This is a genomic window from Sphingopyxis sp. (genome assembly GCF_050725615.1).
In the GTDB taxonomy this organism is placed as follows: Bacteria; Pseudomonadota; Alphaproteobacteria; order Sphingomonadales; family Sphingomonadaceae; genus Sphingopyxis.
Window position 1 is genome coordinate 12,056 of record NZ_JBOHHU010000013.1, and the last position, 23,435, is coordinate 35,490.

17 protein-coding genes are annotated in these 23,435 nt (G+C 66.0%); 7 read left to right on the forward strand and 10 right to left on the reverse strand.

What is annotated here, in order from left to right; translation table 11 throughout:
* Nucleotides 1-4 precede the first annotated feature (4 nt).
* From ACREB7_RS04790 to ACREB7_RS04800, 3 genes are read left to right on the forward strand one after another with little or no spacing between them, the layout of a single operon-like run.
* The gene (locus ACREB7_RS04790; RefSeq protein ID WP_431591147.1) at nucleotides 5-2,359 is read left to right on the forward strand and encodes a DUF5682 family protein; all 2,355 of its coding nucleotides are present in this window, start codon (nucleotides 5-7) and stop codon (nucleotides 2,357-2,359) included.
* A complete protein-coding gene (locus ACREB7_RS04795) occupies nucleotides 2,356-3,486 on the forward strand; it encodes a VWA domain-containing protein (RefSeq protein ID WP_431591148.1) in 1,131 nt (376 codons plus the stop codon). The genes ACREB7_RS04790 and ACREB7_RS04795 overlap by 4 nt, the downstream gene beginning before the upstream one ends.
* Nucleotides 3,483-5,495, forward strand: coding sequence for a hypothetical protein (locus ACREB7_RS04800; protein WP_431591149.1), 2,013 nt, complete (start codon nucleotides 3,483-3,485; stop codon nucleotides 5,493-5,495). The genes ACREB7_RS04795 and ACREB7_RS04800 overlap by 4 nt, the downstream gene beginning before the upstream one ends.
* 1 nt (nucleotide 5,496) lies before the next feature.
* Here ACREB7_RS04800 and ACREB7_RS04805 read toward each other — a convergent pair whose 3' ends face one another.
* The 9 genes from ACREB7_RS04805 to ACREB7_RS04845 form a co-directional block, all read right to left on the reverse strand.
* Entirely contained in the window at nucleotides 5,497-9,129 is a 3,633-nt protein-coding gene (locus ACREB7_RS04805; protein WP_431591150.1) for a DUF4132 domain-containing protein, read from the reverse strand.
* A 286-nt stretch (nucleotides 9,130-9,415) separates the two neighbouring features.
* Entirely contained in the window at nucleotides 9,416-11,770 is a 2,355-nt protein-coding gene (locus ACREB7_RS04810; RefSeq protein WP_431591151.1) for a TonB-dependent receptor, read from the reverse strand.
* 101 nt (nucleotides 11,771-11,871) lie between these two features.
* Nucleotides 11,872-12,870, reverse strand: a complete 999-nt coding sequence (locus ACREB7_RS04815; protein ID WP_431591152.1) for a YeiH family protein — start codon at nucleotides 12,868-12,870, stop codon at nucleotides 11,872-11,874.
* Between the two features lie 11 nt (nucleotides 12,871-12,881).
* A complete protein-coding gene (locus ACREB7_RS04820) occupies nucleotides 12,882-14,180 on the reverse strand; it encodes an MFS transporter (protein ID WP_431591153.1) in 1,299 nt (432 codons plus the stop codon).
* A gap of 45 nt (nucleotides 14,181-14,225) precedes the next feature.
* On the reverse strand, nucleotides 14,226-14,609 hold the full coding sequence (locus tag ACREB7_RS04825; RefSeq protein ID WP_431591154.1) for a carboxymuconolactone decarboxylase family protein: 384 nt from the start codon (nucleotides 14,607-14,609) through the stop codon (nucleotides 14,226-14,228).
* Entirely contained in the window at nucleotides 14,606-15,190 is a 585-nt protein-coding gene (locus ACREB7_RS04830) for an RBBP9/YdeN family alpha/beta hydrolase (protein ID WP_431591155.1), read from the reverse strand. The genes ACREB7_RS04825 and ACREB7_RS04830 overlap by 4 nt, the downstream gene beginning before the upstream one ends.
* Nucleotides 15,191-15,205: 15 nt before the next feature.
* Complete coding sequence (locus ACREB7_RS04835; protein ID WP_431591156.1) at nucleotides 15,206-16,270, reverse strand: 3-keto-5-aminohexanoate cleavage protein; 1,065 nt, start codon at nucleotides 16,268-16,270, stop codon at nucleotides 15,206-15,208.
* 21 nt (nucleotides 16,271-16,291) lie between these two features.
* Nucleotides 16,292-17,140: a TauD/TfdA dioxygenase family protein gene (locus tag ACREB7_RS04840; protein ID WP_431591157.1), complete on the reverse strand. Its 849-nt coding sequence runs from the start codon at nucleotides 17,138-17,140 to the stop codon at nucleotides 16,292-16,294.
* A 12-nt stretch (nucleotides 17,141-17,152) separates the two neighbouring features.
* Entirely contained in the window at nucleotides 17,153-18,130 is a 978-nt protein-coding gene (locus ACREB7_RS04845; RefSeq protein WP_431591158.1) for a quinone oxidoreductase family protein, read from the reverse strand.
* On the opposite strand from ACREB7_RS04845, the gene ACREB7_RS04850 reads away from it, so the two are divergent.
* The 3 genes from ACREB7_RS04850 to ACREB7_RS04860 all read left to right on the forward strand — a co-directional run bounded on the left by ACREB7_RS04850 (nucleotide 18,107) and on the right by ACREB7_RS04860 (nucleotide 20,902).
* Nucleotides 18,107-19,261 carry an AraC family transcriptional regulator gene (locus tag ACREB7_RS04850; RefSeq protein ID WP_431591159.1) on the forward strand — a complete coding sequence of 385 codons (1,155 nt, stop codon included), beginning with the start codon at nucleotides 18,107-18,109 and terminating at the stop codon, nucleotides 19,259-19,261. The genes ACREB7_RS04845 and ACREB7_RS04850 overlap by 24 nt on opposite strands.
* 88 nt (nucleotides 19,262-19,349) lie before the next feature.
* Nucleotides 19,350-20,159 carry a universal stress protein gene (locus tag ACREB7_RS04855; protein WP_431591160.1) on the forward strand — a complete coding sequence of 270 codons (810 nt, stop codon included), beginning with the start codon at nucleotides 19,350-19,352 and terminating at the stop codon, nucleotides 20,157-20,159.
* A 53-nt stretch (nucleotides 20,160-20,212) separates the two neighbouring features.
* Entirely contained in the window at nucleotides 20,213-20,902 is a 690-nt protein-coding gene (locus ACREB7_RS04860; protein WP_431591161.1) for a Crp/Fnr family transcriptional regulator, read from the forward strand.
* A gap of 23 nt (nucleotides 20,903-20,925) precedes the next feature.
* On the opposite strand, the gene ACREB7_RS04865 is transcribed toward ACREB7_RS04860, so the two are convergent.
* Complete coding sequence (locus ACREB7_RS04865; protein WP_431591162.1) at nucleotides 20,926-21,597, reverse strand: OmpW/AlkL family protein; 672 nt, start codon at nucleotides 21,595-21,597, stop codon at nucleotides 20,926-20,928.
* Between the two features lie 169 nt (nucleotides 21,598-21,766).
* On the opposite strand from ACREB7_RS04865, the gene ccoN reads away from it, so the two are divergent.
* Nucleotides 21,767-23,425 (forward strand): cytochrome-c oxidase, cbb3-type subunit I, encoded by a 1,659-nt coding sequence (gene ccoN, locus ACREB7_RS04870; RefSeq protein ID WP_431591163.1) that lies wholly within the window; start codon nucleotides 21,767-21,769, stop codon nucleotides 23,423-23,425.
* The last annotated feature ends 10 nt before the right edge of the window (nucleotides 23,426-23,435 follow it).

Below are 23,435 nucleotides of genomic sequence, written 5' to 3' on the forward strand. Positions count from 1 at the left end.
GCCGGTGAAGGATCCGGTCCTTTTCGATCGCGATCGCGAGCTGTGGGTGGCGCCGATTCGGCACCACAGCCCGGCGTGCGCCGCGCATCTGGAGCGGTTGATCGAGGAGGTGCAACCCGCCGCCATCCTCGTGGAAGGACCCTGTGATTTCGATCCCCTCATCGACCTCGTCTGCGACTCCCGGACCCGCGCTCCCGTCGCGATCGTGTCGCTCCGCGAGGCGGGCGAGGGGCAGGCGACCCGGCGGGTCGCAAGCTACTTTCCCTTTTGCGCGCACAGCCCCGAACTGATCGCGCTGCAGGCGGCGCGGGCTCGCGGTATCCCGGCGCGTTTCATCGACTTGCCGTCCACGGCGCGCGAAATGGACCTGGAGGAAGAGGCGCCGCGTGAAGGGCGGTCGCTGCTCGGCAGCGAGCGGCTGTTCGGGGTTGGCGACTATGTCACCGCGCTGGCCCGCGAACTGGGCGCACGCGACGGCAATGAAGTGTGGGACCAGCTGTTCGAAACGCGCCTCGCCGAGGAAGACTGGCGTCGATATTTCACCGATGTCGCGCGCTATTGCGCGTGCATTCGCGCCGCGACCAGCGACGAGGACATAGCGGGCGACGGAACGCTTGCCCGCGAAGCGCAAATGCGCGCGATCGTCGATGAGGTTCGCGCGGCGACCGATGGCCCCATCGTGGCGGTGGTCGGCGGGTTCCACGCCGAGGTGTTGCGGGGGAAGGGCGAAGCCAAGCCGCTCGCCGCAAAGGCCGGCGCGGGGCGATCCTATCTGATCCGCTACGGGATGCGCCAGCTCGATGCCCTGCGCGGTTATGGCGCGGGGCTGCCGTTGCCCGGCTTTTACGACCGGCTGTGGCAAATGCGCTCGTCGGGCGGCGCGGGGCTCGGCATGGAATTGATAACCGGCTTCGCCGACCATCTCCGCAGCGGCCGGGGCGAAGCGCCGTCCTTTCCCGTCATCGCTAATGCGATCGAACAGGCCGAGCGGCTGGCGGCGCTGCGCGGGCGCCCCTTTCCGATGCGCGACGATGTGATCGATGCGATCCGGTCGAGCTTCATCAAGGAGGAAATTCCCGTCGGCCAGACGCCGCTGCTGGTCGAACTCCATGCCTGGCTGACGGGAAGTGCGATCGGCGAAGTGCCGCCGTCGGCGGGTTCGCCGCCGCTGGTCGAGGCCGTTCGGGGTCAGGCGAAAGCGCTTGGCTTCTCGATCGCCGACGGGGAATGGCGTAGCCGCGAGCTCGATATTTATCGCAAGCCGCGTCATCGCGCCGCCAGTCGCTTCTGCCACGCCATGACGCTGATCGGCACGTCGTTCGCCCAGCGCACGGGCGGACCCGATTTCCGCAACGATGTGTCGCTCGACCGGCTGCACGAAATCTGGGCCGTGTGCTGGTCGCCGCTCGTCGAGGCGCGCCTGATCGAACTGTCCGAAGCGGCGGATACGCTGGGTGAGGCGATAGCGTTCGCCCTTGCGCACCGGATTGCCGAGCTTGCCGAGCAGGGGAAGGGGCGCAGTGCGCTCGCCGCGATCGACCTGTTCGCGGCCGCGTGCCGCGCGGGACTTGGGCCCGAGGCGGCCGCGATCCTTGCGCTGATCGAGGAGCAGGTGATCGAGGATCCCGAGGCGGGATCGGTCGTCGCGGCGCTGACCGACCTGCTGCTGCTGCGCCGGGGACGCGAGGTCTTGGGGATCATCGAGACCGGGCCGCTCGATCACCTGCTCGGCGCGGCATGGCGGCGGCTGCTGGTCCTGCTTCCCGAACTGGCCGATATCGGCGCCGACCAGACCGACGTCGCGGTTCGCACGCTGTCGAGCCTGCGCGGGGCGATCGAACTGGCGCGCTCCGCCGAGGCGCCGATCGACCTCGCCTTGTTCGACGAGGCGCTCGACCGGCTGTCCGCCCGCCCGCTTCCGCCGACGCTCGCCGGGGCGGTCATGGCCTTCTCGCTGCTCGACGGGCGTATCGCGGCGTCCGATCTCGAGGCCCGGTTGAAGGGCGAACTCGCCAGTGCATACGTCGATCCGGCGGAACGGCTCGCCTTTCTGGGCGGGGTGATCGCGATCGCGCGCGAGCTGATCTGGGCCATTCCGGCGATCATCGATGCGATCGATGCGATTGTCGGCGGCGTCGACGAGGAGGAGTTCATCGCGCTGCTGCCATATCTCCGGCTGGCGCTGATGCCGCTCGATCCACGCGAGGTCGATCGCCTTGCCGAGGAGGTGGCGGATCGGCACGGTATCGGCGCAAGCGCACTGACGGTGACGGTGGGGATTTCGGAAAGCGAGATGACCGAAAACCTGCGGCTCGATCGCGATCTGGCCGATCTGCTCGCGCGGGACTGCATGGCATGAGCGAGAAAATGTCGACCCGCCGCTGGCGCCTCGTTCTTGGCCGCTATGCCGAACGCTCGCTACCCGGCGCGGAACTGTCGCCGACCGAGCAGCGCACCGATCGCGCGCTCGACTATCTCTATGCGCGCGAGATGGAACGGCGCGGTTTGCGCCGCGACAAGCGCGGCCGCGGCGGCTCGCTCGATCCCAGCCAGTTGACCGCGCTCGGCTGGCTCGGCGAACTGCGCGACCTCTTCCCCAAGTCGGTGTGCGAGACCGTCCAGGCGCATGCCATCGATAATCTGGGGATGGGCGAATTGCTGTCCGACCCCAAGGTGCTCGATGCGCTGGAACCCAACAAGGACCTGCTGAAATCGCTCATCGCCTTCAAGGGGAGCGCCGATCCGGCGGTTCGCGACAAGATTCGCGAAGTCACCCGCAAGGTGGTCGAGGATATCGTCCGCAAACTGCGTCCGCAGGTCGAAGCCGCGCTGGCGGGGCGGCCCAACCGCTTTCGCCGCAGCCAGTTGAAATCGATGCAGAATTTCGACTGGCGCGCGACGATCCGCGACAATCTCAAAAACTGGGATGGCGAGCGGAAGCGGATCATCGCCGACCGCCTGCGCTTTCACGGTCGCAGCCGCCGCCGCCTGCCCTGGACGATCATCCTGTGCGTCGACCAGTCGGGTTCGATGCTGTCGTCGACCATCTACGCCGCCGTTATGGCGTCGATCCTCACCGCCTTGCCATCGGTGGAGGTGCGGCTGATCGTGTTCGACACGTCGATCGTCGACCTGTCGAGCGAGGCGCATGACGCGGTCGAAGTGTTGATGTCGGTCCAGTTGGGCGGCGGCACCGATATCGCCTCGGCGATGGAATATTGCGAAGGGTTGGTGACTCAGCCGTCGCGGACCATTTTTGTCCTGATCAGCGATTTCGAAGAGGGCGGTTCGGTCGCCCGGATGCTCGCCGCGACGCGCCGCATGGCCTCGGCGCGCGTGACCCTGCTGGGGCTCGGCGCGCTCAGCGACGATGCCGCGCCGGTCTATGACCGCCGGATGGCCGAGCGCCTGTCGGGCAACGGGATGACGATCGCGGCGCTGACGCCCGACCGCTTCGCCGAGTGGATCGGTGGCGTGATCGCATGATCGATCCGGCGCTCCGCGATGCGCTCGTCGGTTTCGACGATGCGGCGCTGGCGACGCTCGCCAATCCCGGCCTCGTGCGCCGGGCGCACCGTGATGTCGAGGACGGCAAGGTTCGGCTCCTGTCCGGTTCGGCGGGCAAGGCGATCGTCGAAGCCGACGGGCAGCGGGTCGAACTCGATGCGCGCGGTCCGGGGGCGGCGGATTGCGCCTGCCGCTCGGTGGCGATCTGCCGCCACCGCATCGCGGCGGCGATCTTCATCCTCTCGCACGAGGTCGGCGAGACCGAAGATACCGAAGAAAGCGTCGCCGACGACGCGCCAGTCGCGGATGGCGCGGACTTCGTCGCCACGATCGATATCGCCCGGCTGCAGAAATGGGCCGGCAAGGCCGGGTGGCGCGCCGCTGTCGAGGTGGCCGGAACCGTGGCGGCGGTCGAACCGTCGCCGAACGGCATCGCGGTCAGCTTTCCGGACATCGACGGGCCGGTCCGGATCCTGCGCGGGCAGGGCTTCGATGGCATCGTGTCCAAGGCCTCGAAGTCGCGTCTCAAGGCCTATCATGCCGCTGCGGTCCTGGCCGCGCTTCGCCATTTCGGCCAGGCCTTGCCCGACCTTGGCGACGAAGTCGAACAGGTGGCGGCCGCGGTCGAAATCGATCCGGCTTTCCTCGCCCGCGTGAGGGTCGGCCTTGGCGAAGTGGCGGCGCTCGGCATGAACCTCGCTCCCTTGCCGCTGGAAGAAGTCCTGTTCGAACTGTCGGTGTCGTTGCGAGCAGACAGCTTGCCACGGCTCGCCGCGCTGCTCCGCGCCGTGGCGGCCCAAATGCGCCTTCGCCGGGCTCGCGCGCTCGATTTCGACCCTGACCGCATGCTCGAACTGGCGGCAACCGCCTTTGCCTTGGTCCGGGCGCTGGCCGGATCGGACCCCGAACGGCGGATCGCGCTGGCCGGCAAGGTGCGGCGCGATTTCGCTCCGTCGGAGCCGCTGCAGCTGGTCGGTTGCGGCGGCGAGCGGTGGACAACGGTGTCGGGCGCGCGGGGCGTCACCGCCTGGTTCATCGAACCGGCAACGGGGCGCTGGCTGTCGACCAGCCTTGCGCGCGGCGCGGGGCAGGATCCCAGCTTTGCACCGACCGAGGCATGGCGTCACCAGCCGCTATGGCAATCCGAACCGCTCGCGGTGCTGGCGCATGCCCGGATCGCGCTTGAAGGATCGCGCCGGTCGGCCGACAACCGTTTATCGGCGCCCGCCAGTGCGCGGGCGACGATCATCGGTCGCGACATGCGCGCGGATCCCGACTGGCCCGGCGTGCTGCGCAACTGGGACCGGCTCGGCCGCAGCTGGATCGACCAGGTCGGATCGGGACTTGATGGAAGCGAGACGCCGACCGCCTGCCTGATCGCGCCGACCCGCATCGCGCCGCCCTATTTCGACGATCTCGCCCAGTCGCTCGTGTGGCCAGTGCAGGACGTCGAGGGTCAGTGGCTTGCCCTGACGATCGACCACGACGAGTCCGTTCCGACGGCGATCGAGGCTCTTGAGGCGACGGTGCGGAGCGGTTGGCAGGGGCTGGTCCTGGTGCGGATGGAACGCGCAGGCGACCGGCTTGCTCTGCGCCCGGTCACCCTGTTCGGCGACGGCGCCCCAGTCGATCTGTCCTTATGGTCACGCCCCTGGCGTCCGGGAGGCGAGCGGTCCGTCGTTCGCGACTGGCTCGCGCGCCTGCGGCCGGGGGCAGGCCGCCGCTTCGCTGCGGTGCCGCGCAGCGGGACGGCTGCGGCGCTGGCGCAGGCCTGGCGGCATTTGCTCGACCGTGCCGAAGTCGGACCTTCGCTCGCGAGCTCGCTCGACGGCGATCGTGCTGGTCTCGTCGAGCGTCTCGAAGCCTATGGGCTGCCCCAACTCGCCGCGCGGCTCCGGCATGGCGGCGCGGGCGAGGACCTGCTTGCTGCGGCTTACGCCCTGCTGCTTGCGCGGCAACAGCGCTGTACGGTGCCTTTGCTGCAATAGCTTACCAGGGGCAAATCTTCTCCCATTCGGGGTCGAAGGCGCCCTTTGCGGCGACCGCATGATAGTCTGCCCAGCATTCGGCCAGCATCACCGGAGGCACGTCCTGCAGGCGAAAGACGCCGCGCTGGCCCAGCTTCCCAAATCGCAGCTCCTTCAGCGCGACCGGGTTGTTTTCGTCGACGGCGTGCGACCCGCTATGAAAGATCGTCGCGGTAATGCCGTGGCTCGGGAATTTTTTCTCATATTCATGGCACCCGCCGCCGTCGCGCATCACCCGCTCATAGCCGCGCTTTTCGGCCACGCTACGGAAGGTCAGGCTGTCGGCCTTCCACCCCTGACGATCGACGATGACCTCGGCGTCGCGCTGCTCGGCGGAGAGCGGGGCGCGGAGCGTATCGAACTGGGCAAGGAAAGGGGAAACCTCATAGTCCTTGAGGTGCGCCGTCCACGCACGGCAGGTGTCTGCATCGACCAGCGCGCCGTGCGCGAGGCGGAGTCTGGCGAACTGGTCGATATCGACCGCCGCGTCGGCGGCATCGCTGAAATCGCCTTCCTGGGTCGGGCGGAACAGCCCGAGCGGCTGGCCATCCGCGTCGAGACCCTGCCAGACGAGCCGCTCGATCAGGCGGCGCATCACCGGATGCTCATGGAACGCCAGGCGCCAGTCGGCCACCGGCCAGTCGCGTTCGACGCACATTGCCTCGAACAGCCGGGTGGCCTGAAGCTCGACGACCTGCGCCAATTCCTTTTTGGCGGTGGAAAGGGCCTTTTTCGATTCTTTGCTATTGTCGTCGTCGCCGGCGGGAAGGCTTTTGAGCGCCTTGCCTTCGGGATTGAACAGGTGGATCGTGAGTTGTGCGTCGAGCCGCGCGCTATAGGGCTTCGCGTCGTCGCCGCATGGCAGTTCGAGCACGCCGTCGTCGTCGAAACCCGCAATCGGCACTGTGCGATCGGCCAGCTCGTCAAAGCTCCAGCCGCGATCTTCGGCATAGCGCTGCGCGATCTCGGTGGCGCGCGCCTGCGTGCTCTTCTGCTTGAGGCGGGCCGAGGCCGCGATGACGACCTGCAGCGCGGCGGGCTGTGCCGTACCCGCCAGCGCTTCGAGAAGCGCCATCGCCTGGTTCGATCGGCGTCCATGCTTTTTCAGGAACCAGCGCACGCGGTTCGCGGCGAACACCGGGTCGGCCCGGCACGCGAGGGCGAGCATGCCCTTGGTGTCCGAACCCGAATTGAGCGGTTCGCCCGTCCTTTCCCGGACGATGTGCGCGATGATCTCCTCGCGCAATCCGGGGGGCTTGGTGGAACGATACATCCACGAAAAATGCTGCTGATAATTCGCCATGGCATAGGCGGTCGCTTCTTCGAGCGTGAATGCGTGGGTGTCATAAGTGATCCACGCATCGAGGACCCAATTCGAAAAGGCGCGGGCGTCGCTTTCGAGCAGCTGGTCGAGGTAAATTCCGAACTGGCCGCTGGCGCCGGGGTCTTTGAGGCGGATCGCCAGGGCCAGCCAATGCTGGACGACCGCCGGGGGAACGGTCGAACCGTCGCGGAAATGCGGTACGGGAAGACCGTGCGCCAAAATCCATTCGGGAAGAGCTGGCGGCGTTTTGGCTGCCGCGGCTTCGGCTTCGGCGATCAGGATCGCGGGACCGATGATGTCCGAAAGGTCCGCTCCCAAGCGCTGGAGGCTTTCGATCAAGGCGGCGCGAACCGGATCCGATTTTTCCTTTTTGAGCCGCTTGCGCAACGCGCTCTCGCTCGCCGTTGAGCGAATATCGGCCAGCCAGGTCGCCGCGTTGCTCCGCACCTGCTGGCGCTTGTCGTCGAGCAGCGCGTCGAGGCGGAGGGCAAGGTCGCGCGCATCGCGCAAAAGCGCCATCGCACGGCGTCGCAGCGGACGTTTTTCCGATACCGCTATGTCGAGCAGCTTCGCGAAATAGCGCTGCGGTGTCTGGGGCAACATCTCCAGCGCCTCCATGCCACGGGCGAGCGGCAGGGGCCTGTCGGTCGGCTTCAGGCCGAAGATTTCGTCGAAGACGTCGATGTTGGATGCGATCCATGGCCACACCGATTCGGCGTCGAGCCCCTTCAACGGCGCCAGGGCGCCCGGTTCATATTGGCCATAGGTCTGGCGGCCGAGAAGCGTGCGCAGATGGTCCGCCGAGGCAAGGTCGCGAAGGTCGAGCCGGCCTTCCGCAAGCCAGCGTTGCAATATATCGGGACCGAAGCGCTGATCCTCGCGATAAACAAAACCGGACCCGATCAACCCGCTGACGTCATCGAAACCGCTGGCCTTGAGGACGGGCAGCGCGGCAGCAATCGGCAAACGGTCGAGTACGCCGCGCAGCCATGTCTGCCCTTCGGCATGAAAGCGGACCGCGTTCCGCAGCGGATAGGCCTTCTCCACGATCCCCGCAGGCAATTGCCGTCCCTCGGTCAGCGCGGCGAAGGCGGCCTCGACCACCTCGCTGGAATAGCGTTCGGGCGGCGGTGTGGAATCCCGCCGCGACGAACCATATTTCTCGATATAGGCCGCATGGGCTTCGATCCGCCGCTGCTCGATCAATTCGACCAGGTCGACGAACGCGACGCAGGCCTCGTCGGTTGGCGGGACTGGCGTATCGGCGCCGAGCTCCTTTCGCGCGGGCAGGGTGACGGTGCTGCCGTCGATCGCGGTATAGGTCGACAGGCCGTCGCCACTGTCGGTGGGCGCATCTTCGACAGCATCCGCTTCGAGGGTCGCCTCGATGGCCGCTTTCACCTTGGCGGCCTTTTCCACCTTGCCGCGCTCGGCCAGAAGGGCGATAATCCCGGGGCTGCCGCTGCGGCCCGCCGCCTGCACGAGGCCCAGGCGCGTATCGATGTCCGCGGTGGGCAATTCGCGTCCGAGCAGGGCAAGCAATTGCGCCGGTTCGAGCCGGGCCAGCGAGGAGGTTGCGATCTCGCGATCATTTTTGTCGAAGGGCTTGGTCAGCATGGCGACGAGCAGCGCCTCGATCTCGGGCGCCGCCGTCGCGCCGATGCGCTCGGCCAGCTTTAGCGAACTTGCGCGGAAATTGGCACTGTTGCGACGGATCGCCTCTGCCAGCGCCGCAGGATAAGTCCGCACATATTCGGCGAATTTGGCGCTCGCGGGCCAGCTTCCCTCGGTCATCGCCCAGACCTCGTCGCGGCGCAGCACCAGCGCGAAGAGGTCGGCCATCTTGCCGCCGGCCGCCTTGATGTGCGCAAGCAGGGTTTCGGTCGTTGTGATCGATGCCCACTGCACCTTATGGTCGATCTGGGTGCGGTTAACCCCGCCAAGGACCATTTGCGTGAAGGCCGGGAGTATCATGTCTTCCACGCTCGGCGATTGATTATAGGGTCGGCTTACGCGGCCGGTGGCGACGCGGATTTGCATCAGTCTCGGGATTTCCGGACCGGGGTCGATGTCTCCGGTGACCAGCGCGAGATCGGTTGCGCCCTCCACGGCGTTGCAGGCGATGCTGTCGCTGAAATAAGGCGAAGCATAGCGATTGATCGCTTTGCAATGCGCCTCAATCTTGGCGACGACATCGCTTGACTCGCCGCTCGCGACGAAGCGGCTGGCCTCCCGATCGAGACCGGGATGCAGGAGATGGAGTCGCTGCAACTCCGCCGCTATCGTGCTATGTAGTCGCGAAGGCGCTTGCGATAAATTCGATGCCGTGAGGTCCTCGGCCTTCCGGCCAAACAGCTTTCGCAACATGCGCTTCCGGTCCTGCCTTTTTGTCGATTTCGATAAACCGTAATTAGTTGGCAGGTATGAAAGAACTCACAAGATATTCTACCGACAAGGCAATGGTGCGCGTCCACCTTTGACGATCGATGTCGAGAAGCGGATCGTCGCCAAACCGCCGGCGGCGGGCTTCCGAAGAGGCCGCGCCGCCATATCGGCGTCAGAATCGGAAGGTTCCGCTGACCCCATAGGTACGCGGTTCGTTCGCGAGGACGCGGTTCGCCGTGCTCCCCGGAAACGCGCCGTTGTTGAGCCCGAGCGCGCCGCCGAGCGGCTGATAGACCGAGAGTGGGCGGTAATGGGTGTTGGTGAGGTTGCTGCCGAAGATCGCCAGCGACCAGCGGTCGTCGGGGCCGCTCAGCGTCAGCCGCGCGCCGAGCAGCGCATAGCCGTCGGCGATCGATTGCGGATTGGCATCGTTGACGGTGCCGACATATTGGTCGGACACGAAGGAGACATTGGCGTTCGCGGCCCAGGTCAGCCCGCCCGACCCGATATTCCCGTTCCAGTCGACCGCGACATTGCCCGACCATGGCGGCGAGAAACTGTTGGGCTTGCCGGTCAGGTCCTGCGTGCCGCCGATGCCCGGCAGGCCCGAAGCACCTCTGAAATCGGTGAATTTCGAGTCGAGATAGGCGAGCGAGCCCGACAGCGAAAAGCGGTCGCTGGGTGCCAGCCGCAGGTCGAGCTCGAAGCCCTGCTGGCGAAGGTTGCCCGCATTGCGGACGACGAAGCTGACCCCGTCAAAGGCGCGATCCTGAAAGCCCGCGATGTCCATGCGGAAGAAGGTGATGTTCGCGGTCAGCGCGCGGTCGAGCCAGCTCGTCTTGGCGCCGAACTCGTAATTCTTGACCGTCTCGCGATCGAAGATGCGCCGCGTCGAGACCAGATTGCCTTGCGGGTCGAAGGTCGACAGCGATGGCACCCCGCCGCCCGAATTATAGCCGCCCGATTTGTAACCGGTCGAATGGGTGGCAAAGATCATCACATCGTCGGCCGGCTTGTAATTGAGGCTGACGCGATAGGTGAAACGGCTTTCGGAGAGGCCGGGATAGTCCAGCACTTCGGGCGCGCGGATCGTCTGGGTGAAGGGGCTCGAGAGCTGCGAATAGCTGCCGCGCTTGCGGTCGTTGGTCCAGCGCCCGCCGAGCGTCAGCGTCAGCGCGTCGGCGATATAGATATTGCCTTGGGCATAGGCGGCGACGCTGCGGACCTTCTGGAATACGTCCTGATCGGTAGCGGCGATGCCGCCGGTGCTGGCGTAATAGGCAGCGCAGGCGGTGCGCCCCGGTCCGGCGGGAACGAGGACATTGCAATATTGCGTGTCCATGTTGAGCTGCTCGCCGAGCGCGAATTTCTCCTCGAAATAATAGACACCGGCGACCATATCGAAATGACCGTCCAGCCATTCGCGCTCGGGCGAGATGAATTGCAGTTCGTGGTTCCAGCTCCCCGAATCGAACAGGCTGCGCCGCGTCGCGAGCGGAACGGGCAGGAAGATGATGTCGCCGTCGAGCTGGTCGTTCGTCCATTTGCGATAGCTGTTGACAAGGCGCAGCGTCGATCCGCCACCGATCTCGAGCGAGGCGGTGCTCGACACCCCCCAATTCTTGTCGAGCAGCCCCGAGGCGACCGACTGGTTCATCACCCGGTCGTTCAGGTTTGTGTCGGGGCCGCCGCTGAACGCGGCGCGGAGGAAGGCGAGGCGCGCCGGGGCGACCGAGGCGGGATCGAAGTCGAAATTGACGACGCCGTCGCCGTCGAGCCGTACATAATCGCCGCGCACGATCCATTCGAGGTTGCCGAACTCGGCCTTGACCGTGCCGCGCACCGCGACATCGTCGGACCCGCCATAAGTCTTGCCATCGTAGCGATTCTTCCACGGCCCGTCATACCATTGGCCCATCGCCGCGACGCGCGCCGAGACATTTTCGCCCAAGGGAATGTTGACATGGCCTGACAGTTTGTAGCGATCGAACGAACCGGCTTCGGCCGAGACCGCGCCCGAAAATTCGTCCTCGGGCAGCGCGCTGCGGATCGACAGCGCGCCGACGCTGGCGTTGCGGCCGAACAGGGTGCCCTGCGGCCCGCGCAGCACCTCGACCCCGTCGATGTCGAGGAAGGCGCCGAGGATCGAGCCCGAGCGCGGGACATAGACGCCGTCGACGAACACCGCGACGCTCGGTTCGATCAGCGTGTTGGCGAGACTGCCGACGCCGCGGATGCCGATACGCGTCGAGCCGGTGTTCGACGAGCGCACCGTCTGGAAATTGGTCGCGACCCGGCCGAGGTCCATCACGGTCAGGACGTTGGCGCTTTCCATCGTCTCGCCGCTAACGGCGGCGATCGAGATCGGCACGTCCTGGATATTCTCGGCGCGCTTCTGCGCGGTGACGACGATCGCGTCGCCCATGTCGCTCGCGGCGTCGGCGGGGGGTGCTTCCTGTGCGGTGGCTGGCGTGGCCGTGAGGACGGCGGCGAAGGCGGCAAGGCTCGTGCAGGCAATCGTTTTCATATTTCCCTCCCAGGATGATCTATTGGCGATCTTTGATCGAAAACTATCGGCGCTCGGGCGGCGATATTTCACATTTCACGACAGGAATTTTGCAATGCGCGTCACAGTGGCGCGATGGCGAGCCAGCCGAGCACCATCGCGGCGAGGAGCACGGTCTCGCCGATCATCAGCGCGACGGGCTTCCAGCCGACCTGCACCAGATCGCCGAGCCGGGTCTTCATCCCGATCGCGGCGATCGCGGTGACGAGGCACCAGCTCGACAGCAGTTTCCCGGCGTCGGTTACCGCCGCCGGCAGCGCGACGAGGCTGTTCAGCGCGACCAGTGCGACGAAGGCGACGACGAACCAGGGCAGCAGCGGCGGCCGCTCGGTTCCGGCGGCGCCCGCCTCGCGCCGGCTGATCTGCCCCGCGACGAGAATGACCGGTAGCAGCATCGCAACGCGCAGCAGCTTGACGATCGTCGCGGTGTCGCCGGCATCGGGCGAGATCGCATAGCCCGCGCCGACGACCTGCGCGACGTCGTGGATCGTCGCGCCGATGAAGATACCGGCGGCATGATCGCTGAGCCCCAGCGCGCGCGTGATCAGCGGATAGAGGACCATCGCGGTCGTCGACAGCGCCGATACGCCGATGACGGTGAACAGCGTCGCTTGTTCCTTGCGGTCGTTCGGGGGCAGCGCCGCCGACAGCGCCATGGCCGCCGAGGCGCCGCAGATCGCGGTCGCGCCGCCCGACAGGAAACCGAACAGCGGGTTGAACCCCATCGCCCGCGCCGCGAGGGTCGAAATCAGGATTGTCGCGCCGACAAGCGCCACAACCATCACCACCGGCCCCCAGCCGAGCGCCGATACCTGGTCCCAGCCGATGCGAAAGCCGAGCAGGGCGACGCCGATCCGCATCAGCCCCTTGGCGGCGAAGTCGATTCCTGGCCGGCCACGCGGTGCTTCGGTCACGAAGTTGAGCGCCATGCCGAGCAGCAGGGCATAGAGCATGACCGGTGCGTCATAATGTTCGGACAGGAAGGTTGCGGTCGCCGCGACGACGAGCGCGATGGCAAGGCCCGGCGCCGGTGCGGCGACGCGCGTGACAAGCGATGGCATGAGACTGTTTCCTAGGGTTGGCGGGCGACCGTATCGAGGTCAGCGAGATAGCTGCGCCGCGCGGCGAGAAAGAGCAGCGCGGCGATGACGGCGGCAACGGGCAGGAAACGCAGCGCGTCGAGCAGACCGACGGTGTCGGCGATGCGCCCGGTCAGGATCGGCCCCGGCGCGAGCCCGAGCAGGTTGTGCGCGAGCGTCAGCGTTGCAAAGGCCGAACCGTGGAGCGCGGCGGGGGTCAGATTGGCGACCATCGCCCCGGCGGGGCCTGTCGTCCCGGCGACGAGGAACATCGCAATGCCGAGCAGGACAAGCTGCGGCAATCCCGGCGGCAGCATCAGCGCGAAGGTGAGCGCGATCGAGCTGCCGAACCCATAGCCCGAGGCGAGCAATATCTTGCGGTCGGGTCGGCCCTGCGCCGCGCGGTCGCTCGCCATGCCGCACAGCACCATGCCGCAGCCGCAGATCAGCAGGAACAGCGCCGCCATGCGTCCGGCGGCATCGACGGGCATCGCATAATAGCGGTTGAAATAGCTTGGCAGCCAAGCCGGGAGCGCGCCTGCGGCAAAGAGCTGCACCCCGCTTGCGCAATAGGCGAGCCGCACGCTGCGATTGGCGAACAGCGCGCGCAGCGCCGCGCGCGGCTCGGCTCCCGACCCACGGGCGGTGAGTGCGCCCGCCCCGGCGATCTCGGCGATCCGCTTCTCGCGAACCACCAGCGGATAGAGGATCGCCAACGCAAGGCCGCCGAGCCCGATCACCGTAAAAGCCGTGCGCCAGCCGTGGCTTGCGGCGATCTCGCCGCCGATCGCGACGCCGAGGACCTGGCCGAACAGCCCGCCCGCCATGAACGCAGCCGACAGCGTCGCGCGCAGCCGCTGCGGAAAGACGCTGATCACGACCGCGATACCGACGCTGCCATAGGCGGCTTCGCCGACGCCGACCATCACGCGGCCGACGAGCATCTGCGAATAGCTGGTGGCGACGGCGCAAAAGAGCGTCGCAAAGCTCCACAGCGCCGCCATCAACGCGAGGCTGCGCACGCGGCCCCAGCGGTCGGCGGCGAGCGACAGTGGGAAGGTCAGCAGCCCGACCATCAGCGCGACGACCCCCGACAACAGCCCGAGCTCGGCATCGCTTAGGGCCCATTCGGCCTTGAGCAGCGGGAAGACCGCATTGAGCACCTGCCGCGCCATATAGTCGGAGATCAGGAGCCCGAAGCTCAGCGCGAAGACGATCCAGCCATAGAGCGTCGTATCGCGCGGGCCGCTCATCGCGACGCCGGGACTCGCCGCAGGTGCCATTACCGCCATTGCCGCCTCCCTTGCGTCGTTCGAGGATGGGCGGGCGGTGGCATCTCAGTCCGCCCCGCCGTCGGCTATCGTCAGCCCGCGCGCCTTCATTTCCTCGGCCAGCATCGGCGCGCCGAGCGCGACCGAATGCAGCCCGAGCACCGCGACCGCTTCGAGCACCGCCATCACTTCCTCGGGCGTCGCGCCCTTGTCGAGTGCGGCGGCGATGTGGCGGCGCGTGCCCGGCGCGTACATATGCGTGCACGAGGCATCGACCGCGATCGCCAGAAATTCGTAAATCTTGGGGTCGAGAACGCCGCGCCGCAGCGGCAGCGTGCCGGCGGCCAGGAAGGTTTCGAGCCATTCGGGGTCGAGCGCCGCCATCTCGTCCCACGCGGCGTTCCACTGGCCGCCCGCGCGCATCGCGTCGCTGACCGGGGTCGCGCTCACAGCACCGCGCTCCGGGCATGATCGTCGAGCCGGTCGAGCAGCCCGAACAGCGCGGGCCAGGGGCCATAGCCTGCCGCCGGGTTGAGATGCCCGACCTCGCCCGCATCGTGCAGCGCCGCGCCCCACGCATCGGCAAATCCGACGACGCGATCGAACGCCGCGAGCGGATCGTTGCGGCTCGCGACGACGAGCGCCGGGAAGGGGAGGGGCTTGCGCGGGATCGGGAACCAGCCGCCATCCTTCAGCGCCGGGGGTTCGGGATAGCCCGCGGGGAGCGGGCTTTCGATGTCGGCAGGGGCGACGAGCAGCGCTGCGCGGATCGGCCGTGTCGGCGCCAGCGCCCAATGCACCGTCGTCAGGCACCCGGCGCTGTGCGCGACGATCACCACCTCGCCGGTGATGGCGCGAAGCGCGGCGTCGAGCGCCGCGACTTGTCCGGCGCGGCTGAGCCTGTCGGCGGCGAGCGGCGCGACCGTCACCGCGCCGGGGATCGCCCGTGCGGCATGGGTCTGCCAATGATCCTCGACATGATCCCGAAGCCCGGGAACGAAGAGGATCGTCGTCTCGCCGCCGAAGGTCATCGCCGCGCTCCCGCCTCAGGCCGCGTAGCGCAGCGGCAGCGCGCGCTGGCCGGGCTGGCGGTTGGGCGCCATGCCGAGCTTGGCGAGCGTTTCCTCGACCGAATTATACTGCACGCCGATCTTGTAGATTTCGCGCGCTTCTTTGCCGGTCGCGACCTCGCGGCCAAGCTCCTTGGCGATACGGACGATCTGCTCGACACCCTGGACCGACGTCATCTTGTTGCCATGCTGGTCATAGAGCGTGTCCTCGATGCCGCAGCGGACATGCTGGCCGAGGCACATTGCCATGACGTTGACCGGCAGGACGTGGCGCATCAGCGATTCGAGCGTCACCGTCGATCCGTCGGGGGCACGGCGGATGAACTCCATGAAATTATTGGGGTTCGGCCCGTCGAAGCCGCCGCCGATGCCGACCCAGGTCAGGTTGAGCGGACCCTTGTACAGCCCGCGGCGCACGAGCCGCTCGACCGTTTCCATGTCGGGCATGCAGGTGAGCTGGAAATGCGGCTGGATGCCCGCTGCGGTCAGCCGGCGCAGATGCTCCTCGACCCACTGCGGCCCCGCGGGCACCACCATCTCGCGATAGGCCTGATACAGCGCGGGATTGGCGAGCGAGGTCTGGCCATATTCCTCGTCGGTCATCAGGTCCATGATGTTCATCTGGGTCGTGTTGACCGCGATCGTCACCTGATCGGGCGCGGGTTTGAGGTCGGCGAGCATGTGACGGACCTCGTCCGACAGCCATTTCGCCTCGGCGCCGTCTTCGTCGCTTTCGGGAGCAAAGGAGATCGAGCCGCCGACCTGGATGATCATGTCGGGCACACGCTCGCGCACCCCGGCGATCAGCTCGTTGAATTTCGACAGGCGCTTGCACCCCGAGCCATCCTCTTCGCGGACATGGAGGTGGAGCACGGTGGCGCCAGCGTTGTAGCAGTCGACCGCCTTCTGGATATGCTCTTCCATGGTGAGCGGAATATCCTCGGGGAAATCGTCGGGATGCCATTCGGGCCCATAGGGCGCGACGGTGATGACCAATTTGTCCTGCGTTTCGGGAAGCAGGCTGTCGTCGAGAAACTGCATATTCTCTCTCCTTGAACGAAATCAGTAGGGGCGGTCGCCGACTATCCCTGCGCGCTCCATGCGGCGGATCGTGGGCGGGTAATCCATGACGGCATAATGCTGGGTCGAGCGGTTATCCCAGATCGCGACGCTGTTCGGCTGCCAGCGCCAGCGCACCTGATATTCGGGGATCACGGCACGCCCGATCAGATAGGCGAGGAGCTGGCTCGCCCCCGGGGCATAATCCTGGCCGTAACGGACATTCTCGGCCGTATGGAAATTGGTGAAATGGGTCGTGAACCCATTGACGAACAGGATTTTCTCGCCCGTTTCGGGATGGGTGCGGACGACCGGATGCTCGGCATCGGGGAAGCGCGCCTTTAGTGCGTGGCGCTGCTCCTCGGTCATGCGCGCGCCAAAGCTCGCTTCGATCGAATGGCGCGCCTTCAGCGGTGCGATCACATCCTTCACATGGTCGGGCAGGTCGGCATAGGCTTTCGCCATGTTCGCCCACATCGTATCGCCGCCGACCGGCGGGCAGGTGATGCAACGCAGGACCGCGCCAAGCGGCGGCGCCTCGCGCCAGGTCGCGTCGCAATGCCAGCTATTCTCATAATAGTCGGGCGGCGACGTCTCGTCCTTGTAGATCTGGACGAGACCCGGATGCTCGGGGTCGCTTCCCACGACCGGGTGATCCTCGAGCGCCCCGAAGCGGCTCGCGAAGGCGACATGATCGGCGCGCGCGATGTCCTGATCGCGCAGGAACAAGACCTTATGCTCGAGCAGCGCGGCGCGGATTTCGCCGAACAGATCGTCGCTGCGCGCCGCTTGGGCAAGGTCGATGCCGTGGACTTCGGCGCCGATGTGGCAAGTGAGCTTCTCGATCTTCATCGTCTCTCTCCCTCAGAGCACGAAGATGGATGATCCTATCGTCTGGCCGGCTTCGAGTTCGCGGTGCGCGGCGACGCAATCGTTCAGGGCGTAGCGCTGGCCGATCTCGACCTTGATGCGGCCCGCAGCCAGATGGCCGAACCACAGGTCCGACAATTCGGCGCGCTCGGCAGGGTCGGCATAATAGTCGGCGAAGCCCGGGCGGGTGAAATAGACCGATCCCTGCATCAGGAGCTGGAAGGCCTCGACCGGCGGGAAGGGCCCCGACGCGGTGCCGCAGGCGACGAACACGCCGCGCCGCTTCAGCGATTTCAGCGAGCCTTCGAAGGTGTCCTTGCCGACGCTGTCGAACACCGTCGTCACGCCTTCGCCGTCGGTCAATTCCTTGACCCGCGCCGCGACATCCTCGCGGCGATAGAAGATGATCTCGTCGCAACCGAGCGACAGCGCCTTTTCGGCCTTCGCCTCGTTCGACACGGTGCCGATGACGCGCAGGCCCATTAGTTTGGCAAGCTGTACCGCAAGCAGCCCGACCCCGCCGGCCGCCGCGTGGAGCAGGATGGTATCGCCCGCCTTCATGCGCGGATTGGTCTTGGCGAGCCAGTAGGTCGCCGACAGGCCGCGCATCGTCGACGCGGCGGCGTCCTCGAACGAAATCGAATCGGGCAGCTTGAACAGCGGCGCGGCAGGCATGACGCGCGCCTCGCTATAGGCGCCGAGCGGGCTGCCGTTATAGGCGACCCGGTCGCCGGGCGCGAAACCGGTGACGCCTGCGCCGACCGCCTCAATCGTCCCGGCACCCTCGACGCCGATTCCGGCGGGAAGCTGTGCCGGATAATAGCCCGAGCGGAAATAGGTGTCGGCGAAATTGCAGCCGACGGCGGCGTGGCGGATGCGGACCTCGCCCGGACCGGGGTCGCCGACAGCAGCTTCTTCGACCCGAAGCACTTCGGGGCCGCCCGTTTCGTGAAAGCAAACTATCTTTGCCATCATCCTCTCTCCTCTTTCGTCTGGCCTAGGCGTCGAGGCGCTTGCATTTTTCACATTTCACGACATAATTTTTGCAATCGACGTCAAGGGCGCGGGCATGGGAGAGAAGGGATGGCGGAACTCGTTCGTGCGGCGGCGCTAACCGGCTATTTCCCGGTGATGCGCGCGCTCGGCGCCGATCCCCGGCCGTTGCTGCGCGAAACCGGCCTGTCGAGAGAATTGCTGGAGAACCCGCATCAGCTGATTTCCGCTTATGCGGTCATCCGCCTGCTCGAACGCAGTGCCGAGGAAACGGGGTGCATCACGCTGGGCCTGCGGATGGCCGAGGAGCGATCAACAGCGAATTTGGGCGTGACCAGCCTCGTCATCGCGCACCAGCCGACGCTGGGCGACGTGCTGCAGGCGCTCCGCGAGTATCGCAACCGGATCAATTCGACGCTTGTTCTGCATCTGGAAGATATCGATGGTGAAGTCGTGCTGCGCGAGGATTTCGCGCTTACTGCGCCGATGACCGCGCGCCAGTCGATCGATCTCGCGCTGGGGGTGACCGCCCGGCTATGTGCCAGTGTTGTCGGCGACGGGTGGGCGCCGCTGTCGATCTGCTTCTCGCATGAGGCGCCGCCCGTTTCGGACATGGCGATCTTTGGCCGCCTCTTCAAATGTCGGCCGCAGTTCGATTGCGAGTTCAACGGGCTCGTGATGTCCCCGGACGATCTGGATCGCCCGAATCTGCGCGCGGACATGGATATGGCGCTCCAAGCGCGCGATCTCATTGAAAGCGTCATGGCGCCCGCGATGCGGACCACGGCGCAGGACGTCGAGCAGGCGATCATGTTCTTTCTTCCGACGGGGCGGGCGACGATCCAGCATTGCGCGGCGTCGATGGGGCTAACTGTCCGCACGCTGCAGCGCATGCTCGACGCCGATGGCACGCGGTTCAGCGACCTCCTTGGTCGTGCTCGAATGCAGCTGTCGGCACAATATCTTGCCAATCCCCGGACGCGGGTCACCGATGTCGCGGAGATGCTCGGCTATGCCTCGATCGGCGCTTTCACGCGCTGGCACGCCCAGACCTTTGGCCTGTCACCCCGTCAATGGCGTGCGCAACATATCGGGAAGCGCATTGGCTGAACGAATTCTCGCGCCTTTCAAATTTGACCCGAGTCAATGACGGGGGCCGCCGACTTCGCCAATCTCTCGCCATTGCAGGAGCTCGACTATGCGAAATATTTTGATTCAGGCCGACCACGGTACCGGGATGGCGACGCGGACACAGACTGCTCTGTCGATCGGCCGGCGTTTCCGATCGCATCTCAGCTTTCTGATCAGTTCGCCCTTTCAACAGTTTATCGCGTCGGATCCCTTTGGCGGCATGTATCTCGCCAGGGAGCAGATGGCGCGGGCCCAATTGGCCGATGCCGATCTGGAACAGCGATTGAGCGCCGAACTTGCGCGCGAAGATGTTCCCTGGGATGTCGGAATCGCCGATGGCGATGCCTTGTCGACGATGGCGCTGGCTGCGACGCTGTCCGACCTTGCCGTCGTATCGCTGGGCGCTCGCGATCGTCGCGGGTTTTGCGGGCCGACAATCGCCGCGGACCTGGCGCTGACCGTGCCGGTTCCGGTCCTGGCGATGCCGGCCGACGGGCAGCCGATTGACCTCGACGCGCCGATGATGGTGGCGTGGAACGGCAGTCCGCAGGCCGCGAATGCCCTGCGCGCCGGGGTGTCGCTGATGGGCGATGCGCGGCAGGTCATCCTCGTCACCGTGGGGGATGAGGCGGGGCATGTCGCGGCCGAGGATGCGCTGCGCTATATGTCGCGGCACGAAGTGCATGGCGAACTGCGGCGCGAGGCGAAGGGCGTCGATACCGCCGAAGAGGTGCTCGCGCGCGTCGCGGCCGAGATCGGACCCGGCTTGATCGTCATGGGCGCCTTTGGCCGACCGCGCCTGCGCGAAACATTGTTCGGCGGGGTGACCCGTTACCTGCTCGAAGCCGCGCCGGCGCCTTTGCTGCTCGCGCACTAGGGTTTTGATCCGCTACGCTTTTCAAACCGGACGCCTTCCTGTAGGGCGGACGGGTGACCGATTGTGCGACCTGCGTTGTCCGAAACCGCGCGATCTGCGCGAGCCTGAACCCTGCGGAGCTTGCCGCGCTGGGCAAGATGGCGCGTCGGCAGAAGGTGCGGCAGGGACAGACCCTGCTGTGGGAGGGCGATGGCGCGCCCGTCGTCGCCAATGTCCTCGAAGGCGTGCTCAAACTGGTGGTATCGACCGCCGACGGGCGCGAGCAGATCGTCGGTGTGGTCTTTCCGTCCGATTTCATCGGCCGCCCGTTCGGCAAGGAAAGTCCGTACAGCGTCACCGCGATGACCGACGCCGAACTGTGCATCTTCAACCGCAATAATTTCGACGAATTTGCGAGCACGCATCCCGACCTGCAACAGAAACTGCTGCGCCGCACGCTCGACGAACTCGACCGCGCGCGACACTGGATGATGTTGCTCGGGCGCAAGTCGGCCTCCGAAAAGGTCGCCTCCTTCCTGCTCGAAATGTCCGAGCGATTGTCGGGGCAGGGGTGCCAGTCGGGCGCGCGCGACGGATTCGACCTGCCCTTCGGGCGCCAGCAGATCGCCGACATATTGGGCCTGACGATCGAAACAACGAGCCGTCAGCTCACCAAAATGCGCGCCGAGGGTCTGCTCGACCTTCCATCGCGCCGCGAGATCGTGATCAACGACCGCGCGGCGATGGAGCATATGGCCGGCTGACGCCGGCGCCGGGCGGAGAGTCGTCAGAAGCGGAAGGCGACCCCGGCGCTGATCACCCACGGGTCGAGCCTGTGGCGCGTTTTCAGCACCTCTACGGTCCCCGCATACCAGGTCGCGGTCGGGCGCAGGAAATAGCGCTTGGCATCGAGGCTGAGGCCGAAGCCCTTATCGTTCAGCGGAATGTCGATGCCCGCCTGCAGCGCGGCGCCGAGCGTGTCGCCCATCTTCTGCCGCGTCGCGCCGAGCGCCTGCGTCGTCGCGCCGGGCTTTTCGTCGATGAAGATGAAATAGCTCGGACCGGCGCCTACATAGGGCCGCACACCGCCATCCTTGCCGAAATGATATTTGATCGTCAGCGTCGCGGGCACGATCTTCGCGTCCGACACCAGCGTCGCGCCGTCGAGGGCGCTGCGGCCGTTCACGTCATGCTGCGTCACCCCGGCGATGGTTTCGAGCGAGATATTGTCGGCGACGAAATATTCGATCGCGACCGTCGGGGTGACATTGTCGTCGGCCTTGCTTTGCGCGCCGGCGGGCAGGCCGATCAGGTCGGTCTTCACATCGGTGATCTTGCCGTCGGGCGCCACATAGGTCGCTAGGACCTTGAACTGGACGTCGCCGACCTTGGCGGCGACCTGTCCGGGAAGCGCGAGCGCGGCGGCGAGGGCGATGAGGGGGAGAGCTTTGCTGGTCATCGGATGTACCTCCTGTTTGGGTGGCCCATCCCTGTGCGCGGGGCGGAAACGGCGCATTGATCGCGCGCAAGAATTTCCTTGATCCCGATCAATGTTTTTGCGCGCGCCAGCGCCCAAAGGCGGTCCCGAACCGCGCGGCCCGTCGCCGCGCATTGCGGGGACATGCGATATGGACGGTCTGGTAACAAAAGCGGGCGGCTGGATGGCGCTTGCCCTGCTGGCGCTGGTGATGGCGGCACTGGCGGCCGACGCGCCCTTTGCCGTGCATATGGTGATCGTCGCGGTCGCCTGCCTCATCATGCTGTGGGTGACCGTCACGCAGGCGGACTATAGCGGACTCGCGCGCGGGATATTGAAGATGCCCGCCGACCAGGGGGTCTATGACGACGACCCGGTCCGCTGGGGTGTCATCGCGACGCTGTTCTGGGGCGTCGCGGGCATGGCCGCCGGCCTCTATATCGCGCTCCAGCTCGCCTTTCCCGCGCTCAATCTCAATCTCGAATATACGACTTTCGGGCGGCTGCGGCCGCTGCACACCTCGGCAGTGGTCTTCGCCTTCGGCGGCAATGCGCTGATCGCGACCAGCTTTTACGTCGTCCAGCGCACCTGCCGCGCGCGGCTGGCGTTTCCCACGCTCGCGCGCTTCGTCTTCTGGGGATACCAGCTGTTCATCGTGCTGGCCGCGACCGGCTATCTGATGGGCATGACGCAGAGCAAGGAATATGCCGAACCCGAATGGCATGTCGACCTCTGGCTGACCATCGTCTGGGTCGCCTATCTGGCGGTGTTCGTCGGCACGCTGATCAAGCGCCGCGAGCCGCATATCTATGTCGCCAACTGGTTTTATCTGAGCTTCATCATCACGATCGCGATGCTGCATATCGTGAACAATCTGTCGATTCCGGTCACCATCTTCGGCTCCAAAAGCTATTCGGCCTTCGCCGGGGTGCAGGATGCGCTGACGCAATGGTGGTACGGCCACAATGCGGTCGCCTTCTTCCTGACCGTGCCCTTCCTCGCGATGATGTATTATTTCGTGCCCAAGCAGGCCGAGCGGCCGGTCTACAGCTATCGCCTGTCGATCCTCCATTTCTGGTCGCTGATCTTCCTCTATATCTGGGCGGGTCCGCATCACCTCCACTACACCGCGCTGCCCGACTGGGCGCAGACGCTGGGCATGGTGTTCTCGGTCATATTGTGGATGCCGAGCTGGGGCGGGATGATCAACGGCCTGATGACGCTGAACGGCGCATGGGACAAGATCCGCACCGATCCGATCATCCGCATGATGGTGATGGCGATGGCCTTTTACGGCATGGCCACGTTCGAGGGCCCGATGCTGTCGATCAAGGCGGTGAACAGCCTGTCGCACTATACCGACTGGACGATCGGCCATGTTCATGCCGGCGCGCTCGGCTGGAACGGCATGATCATCTTTGCCGCAGTCTATTATCTGACGCCGCGCCTGTGGGGCAAGAAGCGCCTGTACAGTCTCCGCATGGTCAACTGGCACTTCTGGCTCGCGACGGTCGGGATCGTATTTTACGCCGCCGCGATGTGGGTCGCGGGCATCATGCAGGGCCTGATGTGGCGCGAATATGGGGCCGATGGCTATCTGGTCTACAGCTTCGTCGAAACCGTCGCCGCGATGCATCCGATGTACATCATCCGCGCGGCGGGCGGGGCGCTCTATCTCGCTGGCTTCCTGGTGATGATCTACAATGTCTGGGCGACGATCGCGGGCCGCGTCCGTGAGGAACGGTCGATGACCGAAACCCCGCATAATGCCGCAGCGGACCGCCCGCTCGCGCCCGTCCCCGCCGAATAAGGAGCCAGAC